Annotated in this window: 11 protein-coding genes, 2 tRNA genes and 2 rRNA genes; all 15 read left to right on the top strand. The window is 54.6% G+C overall.

Annotated elements, in window-relative coordinates:
• Positions 1-13 precede the first annotated feature (13 nt).
• Positions 14-2,944 (top strand): 23S ribosomal RNA (locus BCS37_RS07835).
• Positions 2,945-3,230: 286 nt separating this feature from the next.
• Positions 3,231-3,347, top strand: a 5S ribosomal RNA gene (gene rrf / locus BCS37_RS07830).
• A gap of 53 nt (positions 3,348-3,400) precedes the next feature.
• Positions 3,401-3,476 (top strand) — tRNA-His (locus BCS37_RS07825).
• Between the two features lies 1 nt (position 3,477).
• A tRNA-Trp gene (locus BCS37_RS07820) sits at positions 3,478-3,553 on the top strand.
• A 144-nt stretch (positions 3,554-3,697) separates the two neighbouring features.
• Complete coding sequence (locus BCS37_RS07815) at positions 3,698-4,255, top strand: coenzyme F(420) biosynthesis enzyme (RefSeq protein WP_069180925.1); 558 nt, start codon at positions 3,698-3,700, stop codon at positions 4,253-4,255.
• A 151-nt stretch (positions 4,256-4,406) separates the two neighbouring features.
• A complete protein-coding gene (typA, locus tag BCS37_RS07810; RefSeq protein WP_069180924.1) occupies positions 4,407-6,224 on the top strand; it encodes a translational GTPase TypA in 1,818 nt (605 codons plus the stop codon).
• A 153-nt stretch (positions 6,225-6,377) separates the two neighbouring features.
• Positions 6,378-6,920: a cell division protein SepF gene (locus BCS37_RS07805; protein WP_069180923.1), complete on the top strand. Its 543-nt coding sequence runs from the start codon at positions 6,378-6,380 to the stop codon at positions 6,918-6,920.
• Between the two features lie 209 nt (positions 6,921-7,129).
• The gene (gene rpsB, locus BCS37_RS07800) at positions 7,130-7,840 is read left to right on the top strand and encodes a 30S ribosomal protein S2 (protein ID WP_069180922.1); all 711 of its coding nucleotides are present in this window, start codon (positions 7,130-7,132) and stop codon (positions 7,838-7,840) included.
• Between the two features lie 73 nt (positions 7,841-7,913).
• The gene (tsf, locus tag BCS37_RS07795) at positions 7,914-8,780 is read left to right on the top strand and encodes a translation elongation factor Ts (RefSeq protein ID WP_069180921.1); all 867 of its coding nucleotides are present in this window, start codon (positions 7,914-7,916) and stop codon (positions 8,778-8,780) included.
• Positions 8,781-8,913: 133 nt separating this feature from the next.
• Positions 8,914-9,639 (top strand): UMP kinase, encoded by a 726-nt coding sequence (gene pyrH, locus BCS37_RS07790; RefSeq protein ID WP_069180920.1) that lies wholly within the window; start codon positions 8,914-8,916, stop codon positions 9,637-9,639.
• A complete protein-coding gene (gene frr / locus BCS37_RS07785; protein WP_069180919.1) occupies positions 9,636-10,193 on the top strand; it encodes a ribosome recycling factor in 558 nt (185 codons plus the stop codon). Before pyrH ends, frr begins: the two co-directional genes overlap by 4 nt.
• The gene (locus tag BCS37_RS07780) at positions 10,193-10,426 is read left to right on the top strand and encodes a hypothetical protein (RefSeq protein ID WP_069180918.1); all 234 of its coding nucleotides are present in this window, start codon (positions 10,193-10,195) and stop codon (positions 10,424-10,426) included. Before frr ends, BCS37_RS07780 begins: the two co-directional genes overlap by 1 nt.
• Before the next feature lie 79 nt (positions 10,427-10,505).
• The gene (locus BCS37_RS07775; RefSeq protein WP_069180917.1) at positions 10,506-11,300 is read left to right on the top strand and encodes an isoprenyl transferase; all 795 of its coding nucleotides are present in this window, start codon (positions 10,506-10,508) and stop codon (positions 11,298-11,300) included.
• A gap of 14 nt (positions 11,301-11,314) precedes the next feature.
• Positions 11,315-12,136, top strand: coding sequence for a phosphatidate cytidylyltransferase (locus BCS37_RS07770; protein WP_069180916.1), 822 nt, complete (start codon positions 11,315-11,317; stop codon positions 12,134-12,136).
• Between the two features lie 10 nt (positions 12,137-12,146).
• On the top strand, positions 12,147-13,187 hold the full coding sequence (gene rseP, locus BCS37_RS07765; RefSeq protein ID WP_069180915.1) for an RIP metalloprotease RseP: 1,041 nt from the start codon (positions 12,147-12,149) through the stop codon (positions 13,185-13,187).
• Positions 13,188-13,191: the final 4 nt, after the last annotated feature.

Genomic DNA, 13,191 nt, shown 5'->3' with positions numbered 1-13,191 from the left:
AAGCGGACAGTTAAGTCAAGTGAATAAGGGCATACGGCGGATGCCTAGGCGTTTCGAAACGAAGAAGGACGCGATAAGCTGCGATAAGCTGCGGCGAGCTGCAAGTAAGCTATGACCCGCAGATTTCCGAATGGGGCAACCCGGCGGGAGCAACGTCCCGTCACTCTGCACTTGATGCAGAGAGAAAACACCCGATGAACTGAAACATCTAAGTAGTCGGAGGAAAAGAAATCAAAGAGATTCCCTGAGTAGCGGCGAGCGAAACGGGAGGAGCCCAAACCTGAGGACTTCGGTTCTCAGGGGTTGCGGACCTGCAACAAACCGGACACTTTAGTGGAAGCATCTGGGAAGGTGCGGCAAAGAGAGTGAGACCCTCGTACACGAAAGAGTGAAAGGCGGGCAGGGATCCAGAGTACCACAGGGCACGAGGAACCCAGTGGGAAGCAGGGTGGACCACCATCCAAGGCTAAATACATCGAAACGACCGATAGTGGAAAGTACCGTGAGGGAAAGGTGAAAAGAACCCCGGGAGGGGAGTGCAATAGAACCTGAAACCGTATGTCTACAAACAGTCGGAGCACTTTACATGTGCGACGGCGTGCCTATTGAAGAATGAACCGGCGAGTTAATTTATGCTGCGAGGTTAAGCGGGAGACGCGGAGCCGAAGCGAAAGCGAGTCTTAAGAGGGCGCGTAGTAGCATGGATTAGACCCGAAACCACAGTGATCTATACATGTCCAGGTTGAAGCTCAGGTAAAAATGAGTGGAGGACCGAACCCGTGCATGTTGAAAAATGTTGGGATGAGATGTGTATAGGGGTGAAATGCCAATCGAACGTGGAGATAGCTGGTTCTCCCCGAAATAGCTTTAGGGCTAGCCTCAGGCGAATAACCATAGAGACGGTAGAGCACTGATCGGGCAAGGGGGCGTAAAGCCTACCGACCCCAGTCAAACTACGAATGGCTCATATGGGCAGCCTGGGAGTCAGAATGCGAGTGATAAGACCCGTATTCAAGAGGGAAACAGCCCAGACCGCCGGCTAAGGTCCCAAATGCTGTGCTAAGTGGAGAAGGATGTAGGACTTCGAAAACAACCAGGATGTTGGCTCAGAAGCAGCCACCATTAAAAGAGTGCGTAATAGCTCACTGGTCGAGAGGCCCTGCGCCGAAAATATCCGGGGCTAAAGCACAGAACCGAAGCCGCGGCATCGTACTAGGTACGATGGGTAGGGGAGCGTTCTTATCTGGACGAAGGCAGACCGGAAGGACTGCTGGACGGGTAAGAAGTGAGAATGCCGGTATGAGTAGCGAAACGACAGGTGAGAATCCTGTCCACCGAAAGCCTAAGGGATCCTGGGCAACGCTCGTCGCCCCAGGGTAAGTCGGGACCTAAGCCGAGGCGTAAAGCATAGGCGATGGACAACTGGCGAAAATTCCAGTACCGGGCGTCTTCGTTTGAGGATGGAGTGACGCAGGAAGGAAGCTGAGCGCGCGAATGGAAGAGCGCGTCGAAGGCGGTAGGCTTGTATGGAGGCAAATCCCCATACTACAAGGCCGAGAACCGATAGATAGGAAAGACTACGGTCAATCTGAATTCAGCTGCACTACACTGCCAAGAAAAGCTTCTAACGAGAAGACGTCCGCCCGTACCAAAACCGACACAGGTAGGCGGGGAGAGAATCCTAAGGTGCGCGGGAAAACCCTCGTTAAGGAACTCGGCAAAATGCATCCGTAACTTCGGGAAAAGGATGGCCGTTGATGGTGAAGGTGTTTACCACCGGAGCTGTTGACGGCGGCAGAAAAGAGGCCCAAGCGACTGTTTACCACAAACACAGGTGCCTGCGAAAGCGCAAGCTGAAGTATAGGTGCTGACGCCTGCCCGGTGCAGGAAGGTTAAGGAGAGTTGTTAGTCCTAGAGATGAAGCAGCGAACTGAAGCCCCTGTAAACGGCGGCCGTAACTATAACGGTCCTAAGGTAGCGAAATTCCTTGTCGGGTAAGTTCCGACCCGCACGAAAGGCGTAACGATTTGGGCACTGTCTCAACGAGGGACCCGGTGAAATTGAAATACCTGTGAAGATGCAGGTTACCCGCGACTGGACAGAAAGACCCCATGGAGCTTTACTGCAGCTTGGCATTGGTCTTTGGCATATGACGTACAGGATAGCCGGGAGACTGGGAGACCTACTCGCTAGAGTAGGAGGAGTCACCGTTGGGATACCGGCCTTCATATGCTAAGGATCTAACCGGAATGTTAACAGCATTCGGGACAGTACCAGGCGGGCAGTTTGACTGGGGCGGTCGCCTCCGAAAGAGCAACGGAGGCGTCCAAAGGTTCCCTCAGCGCGGACAGAAATCGCGCGAAGAGCATAAAGGCACAAGGGAGCTTGACTGCGAGACTGACGGGTCGAGCAGGTACGAAAGTAGGGCTTAGTGATCCGGTGGAAAGAGAGTGGAATTGCCATCGCTCAACGGATAAAAGCTACCCTGGGGATAACAGGCTAATCTCTCCCAAGAGTCCATATCGACGGGGAGGTTTGGCACCTCGATGTCGGCTCATCACATCCTGGGGCTGAAGCAGGTCCCAAGGGTTGGGCTGTTCGCCCATTAAAGTGGTACGTGAGCTGGGTTCAGAACGTCGTGAGACAGTTCGGTCCATATCCATCGCGGGCGTAAGATACATGAGGGAGGCTGCTCCTAGTACGAGAGGACCGGAGTGGACGGACCAACGGTGTACCGGTTGTCCTGCCAAGGGCACGGCCGGGTAGCTGCGTCCGGAAGGGATAAACGCTGAAAGCATCTAAGCGTGAAGCCTGTCCCGAGATGAAGTATCTCATTCCTATAAGGAAGTAAGACCCCTTGAAGAAGACAAGGTAGATAGGCTGGGTGTGGAAGCACAGCAATGTGTGCAGCTGACCAGCACTAATCGGTCGAGGGCTTGACTTACTGACCTGTCCGAGAAGCGAATCCGTAGGATGAAGCTGAACGGGAAACAGGTCGTATGCGAAAACGTCCCAAGAACACGAGCGACAGCGAAGTGTGATTGGATGACGTTGACCGCTAAGTAGCGAACCAAAACTGCGTGAGCGAGAGCGAACGAGCAGTTTTGTGTGAGTCACTTAGTCGACGTTGACGCAGTCAATGTCGACAGTAACTCAAAGGTACAAGCCTACAAATACAATTTGCTTGAAGTTTCTTCTGTGAAGTTTTGAGTGTACAACACTCAAGAAGATGCGGTGATGATGCCTGAACGGTTCCACCTGTTCCCATTCCGAACACAGCAGTTAAGCGTTCAAAGGCCGAGGGTACTTCGTTGGAGACGACGTGGGAGAGTAGGTAGTTGCCGCAAAAGGGACTCGTGAATCGCGCGGTTCACGAGTTCTTTTATAAAATATCATAATGGCGGCTTTGGTGAAGCGGTTAACACACTGGATTGTGGCTCCAGCATACATGGGTTCGATCCCCATAAGTCGCCCCATAGGGGTATAGCTCAACTGGTAGAGCAACGGTCTCCAAAACCGTAGGTTGTGAGTTCAAGTCTTACTGCCCCTGCCACTTCGACTTTTGCCGTATCGGTTTCGATACGGTCTTTTTGATGTTCTCATCTTCTTTTTCTTGTCAAATATTTGATAATAGTGTAGAATGACGAAAAGGCAAAACAAACATGTTCTGCCATGAGTTTAAGGAGGAGATATTTCTATGAAGAGATTCGTCCAGATGGCACTTGTTCTGTGCCTGACGCTTTTTGCCGTACAGGCAGGGGCATCTCCCTATTCCGATAAGGTGACGCTGCCGGAGGGCGCAACGATTACGAATGTCAACCGCTTGGCGGTCGGTGCTCCTCTCTATGTGCAGGTGGAGGATACGTCTCCCTCGATTGAAATTCTGACGCAGGTGGTTTCGGATGCGAGCCGGATTACACACGCGAATATTGTGACCTATGATGCGGTGGCAGCCGGTATTCAGACGGATAAGGGCATTGATATTAAGGCATTGCCGCGCCGCGAGGCTGCAAAGGTGTTCAAGGAGAATGTTGCCTCCTATGCGGATGCGTACATTATCCTGACGGTTGCGAACAACAGCCGCACAACGTTCTTCTTTGATGTCTATCGCTCGGGTTCGAACGAGCTCCTCTATACCTATGAGGTACGTGCGAATAAGTCAGACGGAAATACGGTTGCAACGTTTGCTGCGCTTTCCGAGCAGTTCTATAAGAACTGGCAGCGTTCGGTGGAAGACCAGAACAAGGGAAAGTAACACTGTGATGAGAGGTCCTCACATGCGTGAGGACTTTTTCTTTTGGGGAATTATAGCATCAGCTCATAAAAATCTTGACAAAGAAGACTTGCTATAATAAGATAGACACGCTATCTTTTGAACGGAGACTATGGGGAGGCACATTTACAATATGACGATGAATGATAAGCTGCGCAATATTGCGATCATCGCACACGTCGATCACGGCAAGACGACGCTGGTCGATGCCATGCTGCGGCAGAGTCACGTGTTCCGCTCGAACGAGCAGGTCAACGAGCGTGTGATGGACTCGGGGGATATTGAGCGTGAGCGCGGGATCACGATTCTTTCGAAGAATACGGCGATTCTCTACGATGATATCAAAATCAATATTGTGGATACGCCGGGGCATGCGGACTTTGGCGGTGAGGTGGAGCGGGTTCTCAACATGGTGGATGGTGTTGTTCTGCTTGTTGACGCGTTCGAGGGGCCGATGCCGCAGACAAAATATGTGCTGCGTAAGGCTCTTGAGCAGAAACTGAAGCCGATTGTGGTCATCAATAAGATTGACCGTCCCGACCAGCGTGTGGACGATGTCTACGATGAGGTTCTTGAGCTCTTTATGGAGCTGGATGCGGACGACGATCAGCTCGATTTCCCCGTGATCTACGCGACGGCACGCGATGGCGTCGCAAAGTTCAAGATGGAGGATGAGAGCGACAATCTGGAACCGTTGATGCAGACGATTGTGAAGGAGATTCCGGCGCCGCAGGGGGATGCGGACGGGCCTCTGCAGATGATGGTAACGACGCTCGAAGCGGATGATTATGTGGGGCGCGTTGCCATCGGTCGTATCATTCGTGGTTCGGTGCGTCCGAATCAGAATGTTGTCATCATCAGCGGTGATCATGAGACGAAGACAAAGGTCGGCAAGGTCTATGTCTACCAGGGACTCAAGCGCGTCGATGTGGATGAGGCAGGCATGGGGGAGATTGTTGCTCTGACAGGCCTGGGTGATGTGAGCATCGGCTATACGGTGGCGGATGCAGAGAATCCGGAGGCACTGCCGACGATCAATATTGACGAGCCAACGCTTTCGATGACCTTTGGTGTCAACACGAGCCCCTTTGCGGGGCGTGAGGGGCAGTTTGTAACGTCGCGCCATTTGCGGGACCGCCTCTACAAAGAAATTGAGACAAATGTTGCGATGCGTGTTGAGGAGACGGACTCGGCGGATGTATTCAAGGTCTCGGGACGCGGCGAGCTGCATCTCTCGATTCTGATCGAGCAGATGCGCCGTGAGGGATATGAACTTCAGGTTGGAAAACCTGAAGTTGTCTACAAGACGATCAACGGGCAGATGTGCGAGCCGATGGAGAACCTGACGGTCGAGGTGCCTCAGGAGTATATGGGCGCTGTCATGGAGGCGCTCGGTACGCGCAAGGCGGAGCTGTCAAACATGACGGAGCTCTCGGGCTACATCCGTATGGAGTTCTTCATCCCTGCGCGCGGACTGATCGGCTTCCGCTCGGAGCTTCTGACGAGCACGAAGGGCAACGGCATAATGAACCACATCTTCCACGGCTATGTGCCGTACAAGGGCGATATGAGCGGTCGTTCACACGGATCGCTGGTTGCATTTGAGCAGGGGGAGACGACGGGCTACGGAATTTTCTCTCTGCAGGACCGCGGGACAATGTTTATTTCGCCGGGTCAGCAGGTCTACGAGGGGATGATCGTCGGCGAAAACTCGCGCGACATTGATATGGACATCAATCCGTGCAAGAAGAAGAATGTCACGAATATGCGCACGTCGGCATCCGATGAGGCGATTCGTCTCACGCCGCCGCGCATTCTCAGCTTGGAGCAGGCGCTTGAGTATATCAATGACGATGAGCTCGTTGAGGTAACGCCGGAGAATATTCGTCTGCGCAAGGCGATTCTCGATCGTACTGCACGTGGGCGCGCGGCGAAGAACGCACGCAAGTAAAGCAGGAAAATATTTTGTTTGTCGGAAAGATTATGTTTTCATTTGATATGCTTGCATTTCTGAAAAAAATGTGATAGTATGTCTGCGTTAGTAAAATGAGAGACTGTAACCAATTGTGTTGAAATTGAGATTATCTAAGGAAGGAAGAGATAAATGGGTGCGAATTCGTTGCTTTCACGTGTGAAGGATATGACGTCGCGCGTCGTGGACTCATTTATCCCCGCCGCCGACGACGACGAGTACGAGGAGTATGAGGAGGAGCAGCAGCGCACTGAGCAGATATCTGCCCAGACGCAGCGCACAGCTGTGACGGAGCGCCGCGTTGCCAACGGCGGAACGGTATCCTTTTCAAGTGCAGCGTACAGTACTTCTTCGTCCACGCAGCGTACGCCCTCGACAGGGGACGGCGGCACACCACTGACGGTACACACGACTAAGGTGGCAGAGTTGAAGGTGCGCATTCACCGTCCGCGTCGTTATGACGATGTGGGAACGGCGGTTATCCAGCTCAAGCAGGGCATTGCTGTTGCGGTCAATTTTGACTGCCTGAATGACAGTGAGCGGCGCCGTGTCTGCGATTTCCTGAATGGTGCCTGCTATGTGCTCCATGGAACGGCACGTATGGTGTCAAGTTCGATCATCCTCTATGCGCCGAAGGGGGTAGAGGTTTCGGAGACACCTGCACGGGCGCATTGAGCCGTTCAATCATAAAAATATAGAAATGGAGAGCTGTGTGCTCTCCATTTTTTTTTAAAAATTTTGCGGAGGCGTTGTCTTGGCGTGTTTCTTATGCTATAATATCCCGCAGTGTAAAAAAGCACGCGTATCCGATAGCTGTTCTGTGCTGCGTTCTGCGCGGTGGTGCAGCAGATGAGGGGCGCGGAAGAAAAACAGGAGGTATTTCCATGGCAGTAATTTCTATGAAGCAGCTTCTGGAGGCAGGTGTCCATTTCGGACATCAGACGCGCCGCTGGAACCCGAAGATGGCACGTTACATCTTTACGGAGCGCAACGGCATCTACATCATCGATCTGCAGAAGACGGTGCGTAAGGTGGATGAGGCGTATAACTTTCTCCGCAGTGTTGCCCAGGAAGGCAAGTCTGTGCTCTTCATCGGCACGAAGAAGCAGGCGCAGGAGGCGATTCGCGAGGAGGCTCTCCGTGCGAATATGTTCTATGTCAACGAGCGTTGGCTCGGCGGCATGATGACGAACTTCCAGACGATCCAGCGCCGTATCCACCGCCTCAAGACCCTTGAGGAGATGGAGGAGAACGGAACGTTCGAGGTGCTGACGAAGAAGGAAGTGCAGGGACTGCGTCACGAGAAAGAGAAGCTCGAGCGCTATCTGGGCGGCATCAAGGACATGAACCGTCTGCCGGGGGCTCTCTTCGTCGTGGACCCGCGCAAGGAGCGTATTGCGGTCGCTGAGGCGCGCAAGCTGAACATCCCTATTGTCGCAATCGTAGACACGAACTGCGATCCGGACGAGATCGACTATGTGATCCCGGGCAATGACGATGCGATTCGTGCGGTGAAGCTCCTCACGGGCTGCATGGCAGATGCTGTGCTCGAGGGCAATCAGGGCGGCGCACCGGAGACGGCTGCGGCGGAGTAAGGAAACAAACAGAGGGGTAAGGGAGTGTTATCCCTTGCTCCTTTTTTATGAGTTGTTATAGGGAGGAAATACAATGGCAATCAGTGCAGCAATGGTAAAGGAACTGCGTGAGCGTACGGGCGCGGGGATGATGGACTGCAAGAAGGCTCTCGCGGAGACGGACGGCGATATGCAGAAGGCAATCGACTATCTGCGTGAAAAAGGCATTGCAAAGGCGGAGAAGAAGGCCGGCCGTATCGCCGCTGAAGGTGCTGTGACGGCGTATCTGACGGAGGATGCAAAGGTCGGGGCGATCGTCGAGATCAACTGTGAGACAGACTTTGCGGCGGGCAACGAGCAGTTCCGTGAGCTGAGCGCGAAGGTTGCAAAGCATATTGCAGAGACGAATCCGGCCGATCTTGATGCGCTGAACGCAAGCATGCTCGACGGCAAGGATGTCGCATCGCTCATCACCGAGGCAACGGCGACGATCGGCGAGAAGATTTCACTGCGTCGTTTTGCACGCTATGAGAGTGCCGGTCGTGTTGCGACGTACATCCACATGGGCGGCAAGATCGGTATCCTCGTGGAGCTCTCGGGCGGCGATGAGCAGCTGGGCAAGGATATCGCGATGCAGATTGCAGCAGCTGCGCCGATCGCGATTGATCGTTCCGGCGTGACGGCGGACCACATCGAGCACGAGAAAGAAGTTCTCCGCAAGCAGGCGCTCGAAGAGGGCAAGCCGGAGAAGATCATCGAGAAGATGGTCGAGGGACGTATCAACAAGTTCTATGAAGAGGTCTGCCTGCTTGAGCAGAAGTTCGTGAAGGATCCGGAGCAGAAGGTCTCGGCAGTACTCGGCGGCGTGGAGATCAAGGCGTTCACGCGCTTCCAGCTTGGCGAGGGCATCGAGAAGAAGCAGGAAGATTTCGCGGCGGAGGTTGCTGCACAGATGCAGTAAGAGAATGAAGAGAAGGGGCTGTTGTGCGAAGCATATTTTTGCTTCGCATGGCGCCCCTTTTTTGCAGAGACAGAGCGGATTTTTTTGCAGAAATATGCTATAATGGCGCAAAGAACAGACAGGAGGAGTCAGCGTGGAAGCGAAATATCGCCGTGTTGTTTTGAAACTCAGCGGAGAGGCTCTGGCAGGAGATCAGGGATTCGGCATCAACCCTGCTGTTGTCGAGGAGATTGCTGCACAGATTAAGAAGGTGCGCGATCATGGGATCGATGTCGCGATCGTGGTCGGCGGCGGCAATATATGGCGCGGTCTTGCAGGAAGCGCCAAAGGAATGGATCGTACGACTGCGGACTATATGGGTATGATGGCAACGGTGATGAATGCGCTTGCGCTGCAGGATGCGCTCGAGAAGCAGGATGTCGATACGCGTGTACAGAGTGCGATTGAGATGCGTCAGGTGGCGGAGCCCTATATTCGCCGGCGAGCCATTCGCCATATGGAGAAGGGGCGGGTCGTGATCTTTGGTGCGGGGACGGGCAATCCGTATTTTTCGACCGACACGACGGCGGCATTGCGCGCGGCTGAGATCGAGGCGGATGTCATCCTCATGGCGAAGAAGGGGACGGATGGGATCTATGATTCCGATCCGAACAAGAATCCGAATGCGAAGCGCTTTGAGACGCTGACCTACATCGACATCCTGCAGAAAGGGCTGGCGGTGATGGATGCGACGGCGACAAGTCTGTGCATGGAGAACAAGATTCCCATTGTGGTGTTTAATATTGACGAGCATGCGAATATTGCGCGTGCGTCATTTGGAGAGCCGATTGGAACGACCGTAGGAGGCGAGACTGTATGATCAAGGAAATTCTCTCGAAGCATGAGGCAAGTATGAACAAGGCGATTGAGGCACTCCGCCGTGAGTTCTCATCCCTGCGTGCAGGGCGTGCGACACCGAATCTCTTGGACAAGGTGATGGTGCCTTACTACGGGACACCGACCTCGGTCAACCAGCTCGCAAAGGTGACGGTGCCCGAGCCGCATATGATTGTCATTACGCCGTGGGAGAAATCCATCCTGCACGAGATTGAGATCGCGATCTCGAAGTCCGACCTCGGGCTCTCACCGAACTCGGACGGCACTGTGATCCGTCTCGCGATTCCGCAGCCGACACAAGAGCGCCGCAAGGAGCTCATCAAGACGGTCGGCAAGAAGACGGAGGACGCGAAGGTTGCCCTGCGCAACATTCGCCGTGATGCGAACGAAGCGATCAAGAAGCTCGAGAAGGACAAGGAGATCAACGAGGACGAGTCCAAGCGCGGGCAGGACTCCGTACAGAAGCTTGTGGATAAATTTGTCAAGCAGATGGAAGATATGCGTGCGGCAAAGGAAAAAGAGGTCATGGAGATCTGATGACAGATCTTTATTTGGCGCGCGCATGGGCGGATGTCCGTACTCCGGCAGAGGCGGAGCATTCCGCCTGTGCATTGCAGGAGACGCGGTCTCCGCGGGACTTCTTTGGGGTGGATGAAACGGTGCCGTATGTTGTCCGCGTGCGGGAGCGTGGGGGAAGATGCATGCTCACACTGACCCCCGCACCGGCGCGCAGTGCATCTGTTGCCGCCTGCGAAGAACAGCTCCGTTGAGTGGATACAGCCCTTCCGGCAGCCGTCGGAGGGGTGTTTTGCCAGAATGAAATCCCGCAGGGGAGGGGAAAGGATCCATATGTGGAGAAAGATATTCGGCGGCGGCAAGCATACGCCAGTCTCCGATGAGGGTGATCTTCCTTCCCGTTCTATCATTGATCGCAGCACTATGCCGCGTCATGTCGCTATTGTCATGGATGGAAACGGGCGTTGGGCAAAGGAACGGGGGGATTCCCGCTCGGCGGGACATGAGGCGGGGGCGCGCACGCTCAAGCGGATCGTGCGCGCAGCCTCAGAGATGGGGATCGAGGTGCTGACGGTCTATGCGTTCTCCACGGAGAACTGGAAGCGCCCGCACCGTGAGGTGGATTTCCTGCTGAATCTCTTTGATTCCTTTCTGGAGAAAGAGATCGCAGAGCTCCATGCAGAGCATGTGCGCCTGCACTTCATCGGACGGCGTGATCGTTTTACGGAGCGTTTCCTGCACCGTATGGAGGAGGCGGAGGTACGCACGGCGAACAATACGGGCGTACACTTTAATCTGGCGGCGAACTACGGCAGTCAGGATGAGATTCTGCGCGCCGTACGTTCCCTCGCTGCGCGCGCAGCGGCTGGGGAGATTGCGCCGGAGGAGATTGACGAGGAAGTCTTTTCGAATACGCTCGATACGGCGGGCGATCCACCCGTCGATCTCTTCATCCGCACGAGCGGCGATCTGCGTCTGAGCAATTTTCTCCTCTGGCAGTCCGCCTATGCGGAACTTTACTTTACAGATACACACTGGCCGGATTTCACCCCCGAGGAACTTGCCGCTGCGATTGAGGATTTCGCAGGGCGCAATCGTCGCTTTGGCGGGCTGTCCGCCGAGGAATAAATGGGAGACAGGATTTGATTACACGCATTATTTCCGGAACAATCGGCATTGCACTTGCCGCCTACGTGATTCAGGAGGGCGGGACAATATTCAGCATTGCGGCGGCGATTCTCGCCGTGCTCGCGTGGTTTGAATTCACGCGAGCCTTTTCGCACCGCGGCGGCAATCCCACCCTCCTCTCCGGGCTTCTCGGGATCGGCGGCATGCTCTACGGTGCCTACCTTGGACAACTGGATATGATCCTGCTTGCCCTCATGGCATCCGCCGTGCTCGCACTTCTCACCTCCGTGATCCTGCGCGGGGATGTGTCTGTGCCGGATGTGTGTATCTCTGTGGCGGGTATCGTATATATCGGTCTGCCGTTTGCACATCTCATTATGCTGCGAGATATCTCAGGCGCTGCCTATGTGACCCCGATCGAGACCTTTGACCTCGGGACGGTGATGGTCTGGATCATGTTTATCGGGACATGGGCGAGTGACAGCTTTGCCTACTTTGCAGGGCGTTCCTTCGGATCGCATCGACTGGCACCTGCGATCAGCCCGAATAAAACGGTCGAGGGCTTTCTCGGCGGGCTGATCGGCACGATTGCGGCGTTGGTGGGGCTCGGCTATGTCCTTTCTATGCCTCTCACGCAGATGGCGGGACTCGGTGCTGCGATCGCTGTGCTCGGCACATTCGGCGATCTCGTGGAATCCCTGATGAAGCGGCATGTGGGCATCAAGGACTCGGGTGCCATCATCCCCGGACATGGCGGTATCTGGGATCGCTTTGACAGCGTGCTCTTTACGGCGCCGCTTGTCTACTACTACACGATCTACTTCGTTTTACGCTAAAGGAGCTTGGATGTTAGAAAAAATTCTCGCAACAGTATTTGTCTTCGGCCTTCTCGTTTTTGTGCACGAACTTGGGCACTTCATCACGGCAAAACTGACGGGGATGCGCGTGGACGAGTTTGCCATTGGCTTTGGTCCGCGCCTCGTGAGTTTTCGCTATGGTGAGACGATCTATTCGATCCGCATTGTACCGCTCGGCGGCTTCAACGATATTGCAGGCATGGCGGCTGACGATAATGATGCGGGAGAACGCGGCTACTGCCGCAAACCGATTCTCTCACGCATGATTGTGATCCTCGCAGGCTCGGCGATGAATTTCATCCTGCCGGTGGTGCTCTTCTTCGGCATCTTCTTCTTTGCAGGCGTGCAGACGCCGAACCCTGCACCCGTGCTCGGCACGGTACTTGCGGACAACCCTGCAGCAGAGGCAGGACTTTTGGCGAATGACCGTATTCTTGCGATCGACGGAAAGCCGATTGAGACATGGCAGGAGATGGTCGAGGTAATCCGTACGAATCACGGCACAGTTCCCATGACCATGCAGGTAGATCGTGCGGGTAAGGAACTCACCGTCAGTGTGACACCGCACTACGATGCATCACATGACCGCGGCTATATCGGCATTGTGAATGCGTATGAGAGCACCTATCCAGGCTTCTTCCAATCCGTCTCGATGGCGTTTGAGCGGACGGCGATGATTATTGCGATGATGCTGGATGCGCTCTATCGCATTATCCTTGAACTCTCCGGCTCGGAGCTTGCGGGACCGATCGGCGTGGCTCAGATGGCGGGGGAGGTTGCGGAGATGGGCATTGTGCCTCTCCTCAACTTTGCGGCGCTGCTCAGCCTCAACCTGGCGATCATCAACCTCCTGCCTGTGCCGGCGCTTGACGGCGGGCATTTCCTGACGCTCTGCGTCGAGGCAGTGCGCGGCAAGCCGCTCAGTCCGAAGGTCATGCACTACATCCAGAATGCGGGAGTAGGCCTCATCGTGCTGCTTATGCTGCTCGCGATGAAGAATGACGTTGTCCGTATCTTTGCGGGAGGCTGACCTT

This window comes from Selenomonas sp. oral taxon 920 (assembly GCF_001717585.1).
In the GTDB taxonomy this organism is placed as follows: Bacteria; Bacillota; Negativicutes; order Selenomonadales; family Selenomonadaceae; genus Centipeda.
The sequence above is the reverse complement of the archived record's forward strand: the minus strand, read 5'-3'. Positions and strand labels throughout refer to the sequence as shown.

Bases quoted from the DNA above. Each gene is read 5' to 3' on its own strand.
- BCS37_RS07780 (WP_069180918.1), top strand. From the start codon at position 10,193: ATGACAGATCTTTATTTGGCGCGCGCATGGGCGGATGTCCGTACTCCG.
- typA (WP_069180924.1), top strand. From the start codon at position 4,407: ATGACGATGAATGATAAGCTGCGCAATATTGCGATCATCGCACACGTC.
- frr (WP_069180919.1), top strand. From the start codon at position 9,636: ATGATCAAGGAAATTCTCTCGAAGCATGAGGCAAGTATGAACAAGGCG.
- rseP (WP_069180915.1), top strand. From the start codon at position 12,147: ATGTTAGAAAAAATTCTCGCAACAGTATTTGTCTTCGGCCTTCTCGTT.
- BCS37_RS07775 (WP_069180917.1), top strand. From the start codon at position 10,506: ATGTGGAGAAAGATATTCGGCGGCGGCAAGCATACGCCAGTCTCCGAT.
- tsf (WP_069180921.1), top strand. From the start codon at position 7,914: ATGGCAATCAGTGCAGCAATGGTAAAGGAACTGCGTGAGCGTACGGGC.
- BCS37_RS07815 (WP_069180925.1), top strand. From the start codon at position 3,698: ATGAAGAGATTCGTCCAGATGGCACTTGTTCTGTGCCTGACGCTTTTT.
- BCS37_RS07805 (WP_069180923.1), top strand. From the start codon at position 6,378: ATGGGTGCGAATTCGTTGCTTTCACGTGTGAAGGATATGACGTCGCGC.
- rpsB (WP_069180922.1), top strand. From the start codon at position 7,130: ATGGCAGTAATTTCTATGAAGCAGCTTCTGGAGGCAGGTGTCCATTTC.